This window comes from Pygmaiobacter massiliensis, from assembly GCF_900199435.1.
Taxonomy (GTDB): domain Bacteria; phylum Bacillota; class Clostridia; order Oscillospirales; family Ruminococcaceae; genus Pygmaiobacter; species Pygmaiobacter massiliensis.
On the sequence record NZ_OAML01000003.1, the window covers coordinates 1267640 to 1283392 of the forward strand.

Annotated in this window: 14 protein-coding genes; all 14 read left to right on the forward strand. The window is 51.6% G+C overall.

What is annotated here, in order from left to right; all coding sequences use genetic code 11:
• Positions 1–166: 166 nt before the first annotated feature.
• A complete protein-coding gene (infC, locus tag C1A11_RS10650) occupies positions 167–634 on the forward strand; it encodes a translation initiation factor IF-3 (RefSeq protein ID WP_242965910.1) in 468 nt (155 codons plus the stop codon).
• Positions 635–672: 38 nt separating this feature from the next.
• Positions 673–870 carry a 50S ribosomal protein L35 gene (gene rpmI, locus C1A11_RS10655; protein ID WP_102050440.1) on the forward strand — a complete coding sequence of 66 codons (198 nt, stop codon included), beginning with the start codon at positions 673–675 and terminating at the stop codon, positions 868–870.
• A gap of 72 nt (positions 871–942) precedes the next feature.
• Positions 943–1296: a 50S ribosomal protein L20 gene (gene rplT, locus C1A11_RS10660; protein WP_102050441.1), complete on the forward strand. Its 354-nt coding sequence runs from the start codon at positions 943–945 to the stop codon at positions 1294–1296.
• 150 nt (positions 1297–1446) lie between these two features.
• A complete protein-coding gene (locus tag C1A11_RS10665; protein WP_242965912.1) occupies positions 1447–2232 on the forward strand; it encodes a TrmH family RNA methyltransferase in 786 nt (261 codons plus the stop codon).
• A gap of 26 nt (positions 2233–2258) precedes the next feature.
• On the forward strand, positions 2259–3359 hold the full coding sequence (dprA, locus tag C1A11_RS10670; RefSeq protein WP_102050442.1) for a DNA-processing protein DprA: 1101 nt from the start codon (positions 2259–2261) through the stop codon (positions 3357–3359).
• Positions 3360–3666: 307 nt separating this feature from the next.
• Positions 3667–5757: a type I DNA topoisomerase gene (gene topA, locus C1A11_RS10675; protein ID WP_102050443.1), complete on the forward strand. Its 2091-nt coding sequence runs from the start codon at positions 3667–3669 to the stop codon at positions 5755–5757.
• Positions 5757–7064: a methylenetetrahydrofolate--tRNA-(uracil(54)-C(5))-methyltransferase (FADH(2)-oxidizing) TrmFO gene (trmFO, locus tag C1A11_RS10680; protein WP_102050444.1), complete on the forward strand. Its 1308-nt coding sequence runs from the start codon at positions 5757–5759 to the stop codon at positions 7062–7064. The genes topA and trmFO overlap by 1 nt, the downstream gene beginning before the upstream one ends.
• Before the next feature lie 40 nt (positions 7065–7104).
• On the forward strand, positions 7105–8124 hold the full coding sequence (gene plsX / locus C1A11_RS10685; RefSeq protein ID WP_102050445.1) for a phosphate acyltransferase PlsX: 1020 nt from the start codon (positions 7105–7107) through the stop codon (positions 8122–8124).
• Between the two features lie 7 nt (positions 8125–8131).
• On the forward strand, positions 8132–8806 hold the full coding sequence (gene rnc / locus C1A11_RS10690) for a ribonuclease III (protein WP_102050446.1): 675 nt from the start codon (positions 8132–8134) through the stop codon (positions 8804–8806).
• Between the two features lie 24 nt (positions 8807–8830).
• Positions 8831–9835: an elongator complex protein 3 gene (locus C1A11_RS10695; protein ID WP_242965914.1), complete on the forward strand. Its 1005-nt coding sequence runs from the start codon at positions 8831–8833 to the stop codon at positions 9833–9835.
• A 12-nt stretch (positions 9836–9847) separates the two neighbouring features.
• Positions 9848–13408 (forward strand): chromosome segregation protein SMC, encoded by a 3561-nt coding sequence (smc, locus tag C1A11_RS10700; protein ID WP_102050447.1) that lies wholly within the window; start codon positions 9848–9850, stop codon positions 13406–13408.
• Between the two features lie 120 nt (positions 13409–13528).
• Positions 13529–14434: a signal recognition particle-docking protein FtsY gene (ftsY, locus tag C1A11_RS10705; protein WP_102050448.1), complete on the forward strand. Its 906-nt coding sequence runs from the start codon at positions 13529–13531 to the stop codon at positions 14432–14434.
• A gap of 140 nt (positions 14435–14574) precedes the next feature.
• The gene (gene rdgB / locus C1A11_RS10710; protein ID WP_102050449.1) at positions 14575–15207 is read left to right on the forward strand and encodes an RdgB/HAM1 family non-canonical purine NTP pyrophosphatase; all 633 of its coding nucleotides are present in this window, start codon (positions 14575–14577) and stop codon (positions 15205–15207) included.
• 216 nt (positions 15208–15423) lie between these two features.
• Positions 15424–15738, forward strand: coding sequence for a ribosome assembly RNA-binding protein YhbY (yhbY, locus tag C1A11_RS10720; RefSeq protein ID WP_102050451.1), 315 nt, complete (start codon positions 15424–15426; stop codon positions 15736–15738).
• Positions 15739–15753: the final 15 nt, after the last annotated feature.

Below are 15753 nucleotides of genomic sequence, written 5' to 3' on the forward strand. Positions count from 1 at the left end.
CTACGGCCTCGGGTCAATAGGCAATTACAGGCGTTCTGTAACTGTGTATTCTCAGAGTGTGGCTAAATGCGGCCACACTCTTTTTACATTATTTTGGAGGTGTTTTACGATTAGCGGCAAAAAAGAACTGGAACTCAACGAAGGAATTCGCGACAGAGAGATTCGTGTGATCGGCGCAGAAGGCGAACAGCTTGGCGTTATGGCCACTCGAGATGCAATGGCAATGGCAGCAGAAAAGGATCTTGACCTTGTCAAGATTGCTCCGACTGCAGCCCCTCCTGTCTGCAAGATCATGGATTACGGCAAATTCCGCTTTGAGCAGCAGAAAAAAGACAAAGAAGCGAGAAAGAACCAGAAGATCGTTGATACAAAGGAAATTCGTCTTTCGCTGAATATCGACACAAACGACTTTAACACAAAAGTCGGCCACGCCAAACGTTTCCTCAAAGAGGGCAATAAGGTTAAGGTTTCGATTCGGTTCCGCGGTCGTGAAATGGCGCATACCGAGCTCGGCCTCGAAGTGATGAAGCGCTTCGCTGAGGTCATGGCCGGGGAAGCCAACATCGAAAAACAGCCGAAACTTGAGGGCCGCAGCATGCAGATGTTCCTGGCTGTGCCCAACTCCGGCAAATAAATTTTTATAAGGTTTTAATTTTAAGGAGGACTTCTATTATGCCTAAGATGAAATCTCACTCGGGTGCTAAAAAGCGTTTTGCACTGACCAAAAACGGCAAAATCAAACGCGGCAAGGCATTCCGTAGCCACATTCTTACCAAAAAAACCACCAAGCGTATGCGTGGCCTTCGCAAACCCGGCTATGTTGATGAGACCAATGCAGCAACCGTCAAGAAAATGCTGCCCTACGCTTAATTTATTATAAATTAGGCTGACACGAACGAAATTCATCACGACTAAGATTATATATCAAAGGAGAACAAAATTATGGCTCGTATCAAGGGCGCAATGATGACCCGTAAAAGAAGAAAAAAGACCCTGAAGCTTGCAAAGGGTTACTACGGCAGCAAATCTACTCACTTTAAGATGGCAAAACAGCAGGTCATGAAAAGCGGTAACTACGCTTTCGTTGGCCGTAAAGCAAAAAAACGCGACTTCCGCCGTCTGTGGATTGCTCGTATCAACGCAGCTTGCCGCGCACAGGGCACCAACTACTCCAGCTTCATGGCTGGCCTGAAAAAAGCAGGTATCGATTTGAACCGCAAAATGCTCTCTGAGCTGGCGATCAACGATGCAGCTTCCTTTGCAAAACTCGTTGAGACCGCAAAGGCTGCGAAATAATTTTTGACTCGCAGGGGACGTGTGGCGCGCCCGGTGCGTGTCACAGGTAACGCCCGGGCGCAGTAGCGCGCGGGCGTCCCTTTGTATTGGGGCAAATTTGCAGTGCCATCTAATGGCACTGCAAATGGCCTCATTATGTAAAGTAAAGAGGTGAGGATCACGCCGGAACAGCTGACAAGCCGTGACAATGAACGGGTGAAATACGCCCAAAAATTAATGGAAAAACCAGCCTTCTGCAAAGCCGAACAGCGCTTTCTTGCAGAGGGCAAAAAGCTTTGCCTGGACGCAGCCGAAAGCGGTATCGTCATTGAAATATTATATTATACCTATATGGCGCAAAAACGCTGGCCTGAAATCGATAGCCTGCCCGGCGAGCATATCTCTATCAGCGAAAGTGTCGCTGAAAAAATATCCGGCATGAAAAGCGCACAAGGCGTATTCGCCGTTTGCCGATTGCCGGTATGGAATGAGGCCCAGGTGGACCCGACAGGGCGCTATATCGCGCTTGAAAATGTGCAGGACCCCGCAAATGTCGGCGCAGTGCTGCGCAGCGCTGCGGCATTTGGGTTTGACGGGGCGCTGCTTTCGCAAGGCTGCGCAGAACCGTTTGGGCAAAAGGCCTTACGTGCTTCTATGGGTGCAGCGTTTAAACTGCCGATTATTCGCACGCCGGATTTACCGGCTGCTTTGCGTGTTTGCTCTGCAAAGGGAATGTCCACTGCCGCTGCAGCGCTGCGCGGGGCGGTAGATCTTTCTGAGTTCAAACCTCAGGGCGGGCTTGTGCTTGCCATTGGCAATGAGGGCAACGGACTGACTGACGATGCCATTGACGCCTGTGAAATGGCGGTCAAAATTCCTATCAGCGAACGGATGGAATCGCTCAACGCCGCAGTTGCAGCCTCTGTGCTGATGTGGGAGTTCCGCAGCCTTTGCTAACCAAACAACGAAAGCGAGGGAACAGCATGGACGAGCAGCTTTACTGGCTTTGGCTTTCTGCCGGACTCGGTGCCGGCGCGCATGGTATGCAGGCGCTGCTTGCAGCTTACGGCGCAGATGCCGAGGCTATTTATGCAGGCCGAATGGATTTGCTGCGGCAAGGGATGGTGACCCCGTCCCAGCAGCGCATTTTGGCCACAACAACGCCGGATAGCCTAAAAGCGCGTCTTTTGCAACACGAAGAAAAAGGCGTTACCATGCTGTGCTATACGGATGCGCGTTATCCCTCGATACTGAAACAAATCGACACACCGCCGCCGGTACTTTATGCTACCGGAGATGTGCGGTACCTACAGACTGAGGTTCCCGTCGGAATGATTGGTACTCGCAGGCCTTCCGCTTATGGCATCGAGGCGGCAAAGCTCGTTGCAGATGGGCTTGCAACTGCTGGCGTAACGCTGGTGTCAGGGCTTGCAGATGGGCTGGACAGTGAAGCCCATAAAGCCGCTGTACGAGGCAACGCGCCCACCATTGCCGTGTTGGGAACAGCTATCGATGTTACCTTCCCCGCGCGCAATACCACCCTGAGAGGACTGGTAGAGCAGCACGGCGTATGTATTTCAGAACTGCCCATCGGCACAGCGGGGCAGGGTGCTTATTTTTTGCTGCGTAACCGTTTGATTGCAGGTCTCTCTAGAGGACTGTGCGTCATTGAAGCGCGCAAGCGCAGCGGCACAATGAGCACTGTGCGTTTTGCGCTAGACTACGGGCGCGATGTGTTCGCGGTGCCGGGCAGCATTTTTAGTCCTCTCTCAGAGGGGACAAACAGTTTAATTGCAGACGGCGCAAGGCCGATTGCTTCCGCAGCGGATGTGCTGGCGGAATACTTACCGGCGGCAGAGATTACGCCGCAAGATGCCCCCGTTGTAGCACAGCAAGAGCTGCTGCCGCTTTCGGACGCGGCGCAGAAATTGAGCAAGGTGCTTTCAGCCCAGCCACAGCCCATTGCGGAACTTTGTGCAAAAGCGCAGCTACCCTTTGCGGCTGCAATGGCGGCGCTTACCGAGCTAGAGCTTGCCGGGTTATGCACCCAGCAGGCCGGGCGACAATTTTTAAAAAATTTTTAAGCATAAGCATAAGCAAGATTTACAGAAAATAGCATAAACTGCGTGCAGATGCCATAGGAACCAGATTGGTACTAAAATGAGTAGCGGGTAAATGCTTGGCTATTGATTTGAAAAACAAAAAGGGAATGTGGTAAAATATCCCACGCGGCTTATTTTATGAGGATAAAAATTCAGGGAATCATGCCCTGTAAGCCGAATACTTTGGTGCAGGGAACTGCATAGTAGAAGAAAATCGGCATTGGAATTCGTTTTTTAGATGAAAGTTAGTTCCTGATTTGCAGGAATTGAAACAACTACGAGGTGTACTATGTCTAAACTCGTCATTGTGGAGTCACCCGCAAAGGCAAAAACCATCCGCAAATATTTGGGCGATGGGTATGAGGTCATGGCCTCGATGGGGCATATTCGTGACCTGCCCGGCAGCCAGCTGGGTATTGATGTGGAGCGTGGTTACGCACCGCAGTATATCAGCATAAAAGGCAAAGAAAAATTGGTCAAAGAGCTTAAATCCGCCGCAAAGCAGAGCGATAGCGTTCTGCTCGCGACTGACCCTGACCGCGAAGGAGAAGCTATCAGCTGGCATCTTGCAAATTTGCTGGGGCTGGACGTGGATGCAGAAAACCGTGTCACCTTTGGTGAAATTACCAAAAAAGGTGTTACCGACGGTATGGCACACCCGCGCAGCATTGATAAAGATTTGTTTAACGCGCAGCAGGCTCGCCGCGTTTTGGATCGTTTGGTGGGCTATAAACTCTCGCCGTTTTTATGGCGTAAAGTCCGGCGCGGCCTTTCTGCCGGTCGTGTGCAGTCGGTCGCAGTACGGCTGATTGTAGACCGCGAAAAAGAAATCGAAGCATTCCAGCCCGAAGAATACTGGAATATCGACGCACAGCTCTCTGCACAAGGGAGCACCAAAAAGTTTGCGGCACGCTTTTATGGCACTGCAGCGGGCGAAAAACGTGCAGTGCTCAACCAAGAGCAGTCGGACGAAATTTTGGCCAACTTGGAAGGCAAAGAGTTTGTTGTCAGTGCGCTGACCAACGGCACCCGCAAAAAAGTACCGGCACCGCCGTTTATTACCTCTACATTGCAGCAGGAGGCTAGCCGCCGGCTTGGCTTTACCGCTACCCGTACCATGCGCGCGGCACAAACCCTTTATGAAGGCGTTGACATCGCAGGCGTGGGTACGACCGGTTTGATTACCTACATGCGTACTGATAGCCTGCGTGTTTCTGACGAAGCCGTCACCGCAGCCAAAGAGTTTATCACCGGTGAATGGGGCGAAAAGTACGTCAACAAAACAAAACGCACCTATAAAAGCAAAAATGCAACTGCCGCGCAGGACGCGCATGAGGCGATTCGTCCCTCTAACCCTGCCCTGACGCCCGCCGAAGTGGAAAAAAGCATCTCGGGCGATACTGCAAAGCTGTACCGGCTGATTTGGAGCCGCTTTATCGCAAGCCAGATGGCAGATGCGTTGCACAATACCATGGCAGTCGAAATCACCGCTGGAGAATATCTCTTCAAAGCCAGCGGATATACTGTGGCCTTTGACGGTTACACTGCGCTTTATGAAGAAGCGACCGACGAAAAAGAGAAAAAAGAAACTGCTTTGCCCCCGCTGGAAAAAGATGCAAAGCTGAAGCTGCGCGATTTGTCAGCAGAGCAGAAATTTACTCAGCCGCCCAGCCGTTATACGGAAGCAACGCTCATCAAAGAGCTTGAGGAAAACGGCATTGGTCGTCCTTCCACCTATGCGCCTATCATTACTACGGTAATCGACCGCGGCTATGTGGAACGTGATGCCAAGAAACTGGCGCCTACGGTGCTGGGCCGTACCATCAACGAGCTGATGATGGAACAGTTCCCCAGCATTGTTGATGTGCACTTCTCTGCACAGATGGAGAAAAACCTGGATAAGGTAGAATCCGGCGATGCCGACTGGGTCTCTACGGTGGATTCCTTCTATCAGGACTTCGATAAAACGCTCAAGCAGGCCGAAGAAAATCTCAAAGACACCAAGATTAAGGTGCCGGATGAAGAGACGGATGAGGTTTGCGAAGTTTGCGGACGCAAAATGGTAATCAAAACCGGACGTTACGGCAAGTTTTTGGCTTGTCCGGGATTTCCGGAATGTAAGAACACAAAACGTATCGTAAAATCGGCGGACGGCGAATGCCCGCTTTGCGGCGGACGCATCCTGATCCGTCATTCGAAAAAAGGCCGTATTTATTATGGCTGCGAGAAAAATCCCACCTGCGGATTTATGACTTGGGATGAGCCGAGTGCCGAAAAGTGCCCCAAATGCGGTAAAACGCTGTTTAAAAAAGGCGGCAAAAACGGCAACCTCGTCTGCATCACGGAAGGGTGCGGCTACACGACGCCGATTAAAAAATAATGAGCAATCAAGAAGTGAAAATCATTGGGGGCGGGCTTGCAGGCTGCGAGGCGGCACTGCTGCTTGCAGACGCAGGCTTGAAAGTGCGCCTGTATGAGCAAAAGCCGGTGCATTTTTCGCCCGCACATAAAAAAGATGGACTGGCCGAGCTGGTCTGCTCCAACTCGCTGAAAGCCGACAGGCTGGATTCCGGCAGCGGACTGTTGAAAGCGGAAATGAAATTGCTGGGCAGCCACCTGCTGCCCGCAGCGGAAAAAGCGCGCGTTGCTGCCGGCGGCGCACTGGCCGTGGATCGGGATGAATTTTCTGGGCTGGTAACTGCAGCGGTGGAAGCGCATCCGAATATTACGCTTTGCCGCGAAGAAGTTACTGTGATTGATGAAAACGAGCTGACCCTAATTGCCAGCGGCCCTCTCACCGAAGGTGCGCTTGCAGAGGAAATCACCCGCCTGACAGGACAGGAGAGCCTTTCTTTCTTCGATGCAGCGGCTCCGATTGTGGCGGCTGACAGTTTGAACATGGAAAAAATCTTTGCTGCCTCCCGCTATGGGCGCGGCACCGCAGATTATCTGAACTGCCCGTTTGATAAAGCAGGTTATGAAGAGTTTTACGAAGCATTGGTAAATGCAGAGCGCGCAGAATTGCACGAGGGCGACACCATCAATGTCTATGAGGGATGTATGCCGGTTGAGATTATGGCAAAGCGCGGCATGGACACCTTGCGCTATGGGCCGCTGCGCCCGGTAGGGCTTGTAAACCCGGCCACCGGCCATCGCCCGTGGGCAAACATTCAGCTGCGCAGTGAGAATAAAGAAAACAGCCTTTACAATCTGGTCGGTTTTCAGACAAACTTGAAATTCGGCGAGCAAAAGCGAGTTTTCTCTATGATTCCAGGCCTTGAAAATGCAGAGTTTGTGCGCTATGGCGTAATGCATCGCAATAGCTTTTTGTGCAGCCCCAAGGTGTTGGGCGGCAATCTGGCCCTAAAAGAGCACCCAAATGTCTTTTTCGCAGGGCAGATTACCGGCGTAGAAGGCTATATGGAAAGTGCCGCGGCAGGGCTGATTGCAGCACATAATATTTTGCGGCGGCTTGCAGGCAAAACGGAATTGATGCTGCCGGCAGAAACCATGTGCGGTGCTTTAATGCGCCATGTTACTACCGAAAATGCAGATTTTCAGCCGATGGGCAGCAATATGGGCATTTTGCCCCCGCTGGAAAATCATATCAGAGATAAACGCCAACGCTATTTGGCACTGGCAGAGCGCGGCGTGGCCGCAATGGAACAGGCGCTTGCTGAAGCATAAAGCACGGCGGTAAAGCAGTAACAGACAGGAGGAAACAGAGATGCGTGTCATTTTAGATGCAATGGGCGGAGATAATGCCCCAGCGGAAATTCTCAAAGGTGCCGCGTGGGCGGTAAAAGAGCTCGCAGTTGAAGTAACGGCAGTTGGCGACGAGCAAAAGATACTTGCCGCAGCCAAAGCAGAAAATATTGACCTTTCGGGCATTGAGGTGGTACACGCCAGTGAGATCATCGAAATGTGCGACGACCCCACCAAAGCAATTCGCCACAAAAAAGATTCCTCGATGGTGGTCGGTCTGCGGCTGCTTGCAGAGGGCAAGGGTGATGCCTTTGTTTCTGCCGGTTCTACCGGAGCACTGCTTTCGGGTGCAACGCTTATTACCAAACGCATGAAGGGCGTCAAACGCGCTGCAATTGCAACGGTCATCCCTGGTCGCGATCAGGCGTATTTACTGCTGGATTCCGGCGCAAACGTAGAGTGCCCCGCAGAAATGCTCGACTGCTTTGCAACCATGGGCAGCGTTTATGCAGAAAAGGTACTTGGGCGCCCTTCGCCCAAAGTGGCACTGGTGAACAACGGCGCCGAAGAGAGCAAAGGCACTCCCATTTATGTTGCGGCACATGCGATGATGAAAGAAAACAAATCAATTCATTTCATCGGCAACATTGAGCCGCGCGAAGTGCCCACCGGCGCTGCGGACGTTGTGGTCTGCGACGGATTTACGGGAAATGTTATTTTAAAACTGACCGAAGGCCTTGCAAAATTTTTCACCGGCGAGCTAAAAAAGATGATGTTCAAAAACCTGGGCACTAAGCTTGCAGCGCTGACTTTAAAAAGCGGCGTACGCGAGTTTAAAGCAAAGCTGGATGCCGACGAATACGGCGGAGCGCCGCTGCTTGGCATCAGCAAGGTGGTTATTAAAGCGCACGGTTCTTCTAACGCGAAAGCAATTAAAAATGCGATTCGGCAGGCGAAAACCTGCTGTGAGAATGGTATGATAGAAGCAATCGAGAAGAATATGCACAACGCGCAGGAAAAAGCTGCAGAAAGTGAGACGTAGAGATACGATGGGAAATCTGCAATTATTAGAAGAAAAAATCGGTTATACCTTTAAAAATATCGCATTGCTGCAAACAGCAATCACCCACTCGAGTTATGCCAACGAGCAAAAACGCAACGAGCAATTTAATGAGCGGCTCGAGTTTTTGGGCGATTCGGTGCTTTCTATCGTTGTCAGTGACTATTTATTTGAAGCACACAAAAATCTGCCCGAGGGCGAATTGACCCGCACCCGTGCAGCGCTTGTCTGCGAAACCAGCTGCTTTGAGTTTGCAAAGCGACTGGACCTTGGCAGCTATATGCGTTTGGGCCGGGGCGAGGAACTTTCCGGTGGTCGCGAGCGTTCTTCTATTTTAGCTGACGCATTTGAGGCAGTAATCGCTGCAATTTATCTGGATGGCGGAATTGATGCGGCAAGAGATTTTATTTTGCCGTTTGTGACCACCGAGCAGGTAAACCAGGAAGACTATAAAACCCGGCTGCAGGAGATTATTCAGCAGAACCCGGAAGAGCGGCTGCGTTATGTCGTGGCAAGCGAAAGCGGACCCGACCACCACAAAAGCTTTACAGTGGAAGTGCATCTTAACTCCAATGTGCTTGGCACCGGTACCGGTTACAGCAAAAAAGCGGCAGAACAGCAGGCGGCAAAGCAGGCACTACAGCTGTTTGGCAACCGCGAATAAGTTAGATAAAGGAAGAAACACCGTTTGAAAAAGCACGCAAATCTTTCTATCTTTGTGCCGCATGCAGGCTGCCCGCAGCAGTGCAGCTTTTGCAACCAGCACAGTATTTCCGGCGCGATGAATCTGCCGACGGCAAAGGACGTTGCGGCGATGTGCGAAGCGCATCTGCCTGTTCCCGGCGAAGGGGCTAATACAGAAATTGCCTTTTTCGGCGGCAGCTTCACCGCGATAGACAGAACGCTGATGGAACAGCTGCTGGCAGCCGCGGCACCTTTTGTAGAAGCGGGCCGCGCAGCAGGCATCCGCATTTCTACCCGGCCAGATGCCATTGATCCTGCGGTGTTGATGGTGCTCAAACACTATCATGTTACGGCCATTGAACTGGGTGCCCAAAGCATGAGCGACACAGTGCTGCGGCTAAACCGCCGCGGACATAATGCACTTTCGGTGCGGTTTGCCGCGGCCCAGATTAAAAATGCAGGCTTTTCGTTGGGGCTGCAGATGATGGTAGGACTATTTGGAGAAACAGACCCGGTGCGCTTTGCAAGGGATACCGCCATTGCGCTTGCCGGGCTTGCTCCTGATACCGTGCGCATTTACCCGGCCTTAGTACTTAAAGATACTTATCTTGCCACGCTGATGGAGGGCGGAACCTATAAGCCGCTGACCGTAGAGCAGGCAGTAGAAGCGACCGCACCGCTGATTGCTTTGTTTGAAGAAAAAGGAATCAAAGTGATTCGGGTAGGGCTGCATGATGAACCATGTCTTGCTGAATCGGTGGTCGGTGGGCCATATCATCCTGCTTTTCGGCAACTTTGTGAAGCAAGACTTTATCTCGAAGAGTTTCGCCAGCAGCTTTTATCCGCAAAGCCGGGGGAATATACCGCAATTGTCGCAGTGGGCCAGCGCAGTACAGCTGCGGGTCAAAAAAACGAAAATCTTACACGGCTTGCCCAGGCAGGCTATCAGCTTGTGATTACAGAATCGCCGACGGTTACCGGCCGCACGGTAATGATCCAGACTAAATAAGGATGTGAAAATGTGTTTTTAAAGGCACTTGAGATACAGGGATTCAAATCCTTTCCTGACCGCACCCGCGTAACCTTTGAAGGGGGCATTACCGCAGTTGTAGGGCCTAATGGCAGCGGAAAAAGCAACATTTCAGATGCAATCCGCTGGGTGCTGGGCGAAACTTCGTCCAAACAGCTGCGTGGTGCAGGCAAAATGGAGGACGTCATTTTTGGCGGCACCCAGCTGCGCAGTGCCATGGGGTTTGCTGCGGTTTCGCTTTATATTGATAACACTGCGCGTCGGCTTGATATTGAAAACGATGAGGTTGTGATTACCCGCCGCTATTATCGCAGCGGCGAAAGCGAATACGGCATCAATGGTCAAAATGTTCGCTTAAAAGACATTTACGAGCTGTTTTTGGATACCGGCATTGGCCGCGATGGCTACTCTATTATCGGGCAGGGCCGTATTGCTGAAATCGTTGGCGCAAAATCCAACGAGCGGCGCGAAATTTTTGAAGAGGCTTCCGGCATCGCAAAATATCGCTACCGCAAAAACGAGGCCGAGCGCCGTCTTGCCGCAGCAGAGGACAATCTGGTTCGTCTGCGCGACATTTTGGACGAGCTGACGGCCCGCGTTGGACCTCTTGAAAAAGAAAGTGAAAAAGCGGAAGCGTTTTTGCAGCTTGCCGCTGAACGCAAATCGCTGGAAGTAACGCTGTGGACCGATATGCTGCGCAAAGCAAAAGACAATGTGCGCGGCGCGGTACGCAATATTGAAACAGCGCAGGCAGACTATGACCGCTCTTCCGGAGAGATTGACAAAATTGACGGCGAAACGGCGGACATTCGCAGCGGCATTGAGCGGCTTAATATCGAAATTGAGCGTGCAAATGCAGAAATTCGTTCTATCACCGAAGAGGTGGCAGGTTCGGAATCTACCATCGCGGTGCTGAAAAATGATATTGAGCATAACCGTGCCACAATCGCGAATCTCGAAGCCGAAATTCGTGCGGCGGGCGAAGGTGAACAAAACACGACTGAAGAGCTTGTCAAATATGAGCAGGCGGCAGCGGAATGCGAAGAAAAAATCACGAAATTCAGTGCCCGTATTGAAGAGTTGGAGACATTGCTCAGCGACCTTGCAAAGCAGGGCGAGGCAACCGGCGAGCGCAAAGGTATTATCTCTGCGCGGCTGACCAATCTTTCTCAGCGTGCCACCGACCTAAAGGTAGAAGCGGCCTCTGCGCTTTCTGCACGGCAAAGTGCAGAAACACGTATGGCTACGTTGGTTTCTGGCAGTGAAGAGGACGAAAACGAAACCAAACGTTTGCAGGAAGAAAAACGCGACACCCGCACTTTGCTGGGTGACTGCGAGGACAAGCTGACGCGGCTTGGCAACATAAAAGAAGGCCTTTCAATGAAACTTGCCGCCCGCCGGGAGGCACTTGCCCAGGCACAGGAAGCGGCAGAACAGGCAGATCGTCAGGTGGATTCTGCGAGCCAGCGTATTCGTATTTTAAAAGACCTTGAGCACAGCATGGACGGGTACAGCCAGAGCGTAAAGCATGTGGCACGTGCCTCAGAAAATCGCCGTCTGCGCGGAATCATTGGCCCAGTCTCTTCGATTGTGAATGTAAAGCAAGGCTATGAAACAGCAATTGAAACGGCGCTGGGATTTGCTGCACAGAACATTGTTGTGGCGGACGAAAACGCCGCAAAAGCCGCCATTACATTGCTGAAAGAAGAACGCGCCGGCCGTGCAACCTTTTTGCCGCTGGATACTGTGCGTCCTTCCAGCTTTGATGTCAACCGGTTACCGCAGGGGGCCATGCTGGCATCTGACCTTGTGGCATACGACGAAAAATATAAAAATATTGTTTCCAGCCTGCTCGGACGCATTGTTGTAGTAGATGAAATTAACGCTGCTTCGCGGGCGGCGAAAGCACTGGATTACCGCTATCGTGTTGTTACGATGGATGGACAGGTCGTCAACGCAGGCGGCTCGTTTACCGGTGGCTCGGTTTCGCGCAGCGCAGGCCTTTTTACTCGCCGCACCGAAATTGAAGAGCTGACCAAAAAGATTGAAAAGCTGACCGCGCTGCGCACCGAGCGTGTCGCGGCAATGGATAAAATCAAAGCGGAAACCGAAAAGCTGGCAGCGGAGCTGGCCGTTACCGAGAGTGAGGCAATCACTGCGGGCGGCGATAAGATTCGTGCAGAAGCGGAACTTTCTCGCTTAAACACAGCCCTTTCTCAGCGCGAAGCGGCCGCAGAGCTGCTTGCAGCAGAGCGGGAGAGCCTTGCTGTGGCGATTGGCACGGCAGAGGCGACCACGCGGCGGTGCGCAGAAGAGGAAGCGACACTGCGCAGCGAAATTGATGCGCTTGAAAGTGAACTTGCAAGTATTACCGATGGCGACGACAGCTTTAACGAGACTCGCAATCGTATTTCGGGCGAGCTTTCTCAGTGCAAGATGGACCGACTTGCTGCTGAAAAAGACGGAGTGCTGGCACGCCAGAATATCGAAACCCTTCGCCACCGAACAGATGATACCGCGGAGCGTGTGACCACGCTGACCCGCAGCATCAACGCGCTGAACGAAGTAATCGCACAGAGCGAAGCCAAGATTGCAACGGTAGAACTGCAAAAAGCAGAAAGCACTGCGCGCATTGCGGCAAAAGAAGAAGAGATTCGAACAGCGGCCGACCGCCGTATGGAGCAGGAAGGTTCGATTACGCGCCAGACTGCGCGGGTGCGTGAGCTTCAAAATGAGCGCGAGGCACTCTCGCGTGAAATTAGCCGTTTAGAAGAACGCAAAGCTGCAATGGAGACGGAATATGATGCGACAACACAGAAATTGTGGGAAGAATATGAATTGACCCCCGCAGATGCTGCTGAAATTGCCATAGAGTTTGAATCTTCGGCAGATCTGCGCCGCAGAGTAGGCGAAGTGCGCGGTAAAATTAAAGCCCTCGGCAATGTTAATGTGGGCGCGATTGAGGAATATGCTGAAGTGCGCGAGCGTTATGAATTTATGCGCGCACAGGTCGGCGACGTAGAAAAGAGCAAATCGGAACTGGAGAAGCTGATTGCAGATCTATCCGGTGAAATGAAGTCGTTGTTCTCGGCAAGCTTTGAGGAAATCAATCATCATTTTGGCCGCATTTTTGCAGAATTGTTTGGCGGCGGCACGGCGAGCCTTTCGCTGGCAGAGCCAGAGAATGTGCTGGAAAGCGGCATTGATATTACCGTTGCGCCTCCGGGCAAAATCATTAAAAACCTGTCGGCACTTTCCGGTGGCGAGCAGGCGTTGGTCGCGATTTCTATTTACTTTGCAATTCTCGCAGTCAATCCTGCACCGTTCTGTATTCTGGACGAGATTGAGGCAGCGCTTGACGACGTTAACGTTGTACGTTACGCAAGCTACCTGCGCAGAATCACGCAGGACACGCAGTTTATCGTCATCACGCATCGTCGCGGCACCATGGAAGAGGCTGATGTGCTTTATGGTGTAACGATGCAGGAAGACGGTGTTTCCAAGCTGCTGCGTTTGAATGTCAACGAAGTTGATGTGAAGCTGATCTCATAATCAGCGCAGGCCAAAAGTCACAAAGCCGCCGGGCAAACCGGTCTACATACCTCTGCGAGCTGCTGCCTTTTGCAGGTAAGCGCATCGCAGAGGTGATTGCGTAACAAGGGGGATTACACCGTGGGATTTTTTGAAAAACTAAGCGCGGGCCTTGCCAAAACCCGCAACGCGATTTTTGGCAACATAGGCGAAATGGAAAACGCCGACCGCATTGACGACGAGATGTATGAAGAACTGCTGGAACAGCTTGTTTTGGCAGACACCGGCATCGACGTTGCGGAAGAGCTGGTGGATAAGCTCAAGGCGGAGGTGAAAAAGAACCGCCTGAAAACAGGTGCAGAAGCACTGGAAGCTTTAAAAGGACTAATTACTGAAATGATGACACCGGAAACGCCGTTTGCCCCTGCGGGTAAACCCGCGGTGATTCTCGTCATCGGCGTAAACGGTGTAGGCAAAACAACCTCAATTGCAAAGATTGCAAACCTGTACAAAAATGAGGGCAAAACGGTTTTGCTGGCAGCGGGCGATACCTTCCGCGCAGCAGCGGCAGAGCAGCTGACCATCTGGGCAAACCGCATTGAGGTGCCAATTGTGGCACATAGTGAGGGCTCTGACCCGGCCTCGGTGCTTTTTGATGCAGTGCAAAGTGCATCCGCCAAGGGTATGGATATTGTCATTTGTGACACTGCGGGCCGCTTGCACAACAAAAAGAGCTTGATGGATGAGCTGTCTAAAATCAGCCGCGTGGTCAAAAAAGCCTGTGGCGAGGCAGATGTGGAAACCCTGCTGGTGCTGGATGCGATTACGGGGCAAAATGCCATCAGCCAGGCGGCGCAGTTTGTGGATGCAGCAGCAGCCACTGGCATTGTGCTGACAAAGCTGGATGGCACGGCCAAAGGCGGCAGCGTCCTTTCCATCAAACAAAAGCTTGGACTGCCGGTGCGCTTTATCGGTGTGGGTGAGGGCGTAGACGATTTGATGGAATTTGACCCGAAAGCCTTTACGGATGCACTATTTGTAAAATAAAAACACGCTTACCGGGCACCGGAACCGGGCAATATAAGGAAAAGCATGGAAAATAAATTTTTCAATGTGTTTTTTACCTACGTCTGATAAGCTGATATTATTGAATCCGGCAAGTTTTAAAGAAAGGCATGGTCTATAACATGGAATTTTGTGCCGCAACGGGCAATGCAGGAAAACTAAAAGAGATTCGTCGTATTTTAGAGCGGCAGGGCCATACCGTGAAAAGCCAGAAAGAGCTGGGTATTACGCTAGAGCCGGAAGAAACCGGTACGACTTTTGCAGAGAATGCAGAGATAAAAGCAAAAGCAATCTGCAGAGCTGCACAAATGCCGACCATTGCCGACGATTCCGGGCTGTCGGTAGATGTGCTGGACGGTGCACCGGGGGTGTACTCTGCACGGTACTGCGGGCGGCATGGGGATGACGAAGCAAACAACGATAAATTGCTGCAAGCTTTGCAAGGAGTACCTAAGGCAGAGCGCGGTGCAAAATTTATTTCTGCGGTTTGTGTTTATTTTCCCGACCAAAGCTCGTATTTGTTTGAAGGAGAGTGTCCGGGCTTTGTAAGCACTGAACGCACGGGAAATAATGGATTTGGGTATGACCCGATTTTTGTTCCCGCGCAAGTTGGTCTTGCAGAAGGCGGCAAGCGCCCGAATACGGAAGAACGCAGCTATGCCGAGCTAGAGGACGCGGAGAAAGATGCCATCAGCCACCGCGGCGAGGCAATGAGAAAAATGGAACAGGGATTGCCTAGCCTCCTTGAAAAATAGGCGTAACCTTCAATGCCACATAGGTAATGCTGTTGTGTGAAATTATGCAGAGGGGCAGTAGTTTTGCTGCGCCTGCATCATTCAGGCAATAAAGGCAGGGCCCACAGCGGCAATCATATATTACAAAAAAGTTCTTGTGCGTCTGTTTTTGACGGCCGCGCCGAAGTTTAACAGAAAAGAGCAGCGCAATACGCTGCATTAAGAATGGAGTAAATTATGCTTACAAGCAAACAGCGCGCGACTCTTCGCGCAAAAGCCAACACACTGGAAGTCGTTTTTCAGGTAGGCAAAGGCGAAATCGACGAGCAACTTATCAAATCTACCGCAGACTGCCTTGCAGCACGCGAGCTGATTAAGATGAAGGTGCTGGAAACCAGCATGTATACCGCCAAAGAGGCAGCAAATGCCCTTGCAGAGGCAGTGGATGCAGAGGTCGTACAGGTAATCGGCGGCCGTTTTGTGCTTTACAAGCAGAAAAAAGAAAACAGCGCTTATGCAGAGCTGCTAACTGAGACCAAAAAGCGCAAGTAAAACGCTTAGGAGAAC

What these genes read in the sequence shown, in the direction of transcription:
- trmFO (WP_102050444.1), top strand. Translation starts at nt 5,757, where the DNA reads ATGAGCAATCAAGAAGTGAAAATCATTGGGGGCGGGCTTGCAGGCTGC.
- plsX (WP_102050445.1), top strand. Translation starts at nt 7,105, where the DNA reads ATGCGTGTCATTTTAGATGCAATGGGCGGAGATAATGCCCCAGCGGAA.
- rplT (WP_102050441.1), top strand. Translation starts at nt 943, where the DNA reads ATGGCTCGTATCAAGGGCGCAATGATGACCCGTAAAAGAAGAAAAAAG.
- yhbY (WP_102050451.1), top strand. Translation starts at nt 15,424, where the DNA reads ATGCTTACAAGCAAACAGCGCGCGACTCTTCGCGCAAAAGCCAACACA.
- dprA (WP_102050442.1), top strand. Translation starts at nt 2,259, where the DNA reads ATGGACGAGCAGCTTTACTGGCTTTGGCTTTCTGCCGGACTCGGTGCC.
- rdgB (WP_102050449.1), top strand. Translation starts at nt 14,575, where the DNA reads ATGGAATTTTGTGCCGCAACGGGCAATGCAGGAAAACTAAAAGAGATT.
- rpmI (WP_102050440.1), top strand. Translation starts at nt 673, where the DNA reads ATGCCTAAGATGAAATCTCACTCGGGTGCTAAAAAGCGTTTTGCACTG.
- rnc (WP_102050446.1), top strand. Translation starts at nt 8,132, where the DNA reads ATGGGAAATCTGCAATTATTAGAAGAAAAAATCGGTTATACCTTTAAA.
- topA (WP_102050443.1), top strand. Translation starts at nt 3,667, where the DNA reads ATGTCTAAACTCGTCATTGTGGAGTCACCCGCAAAGGCAAAAACCATC.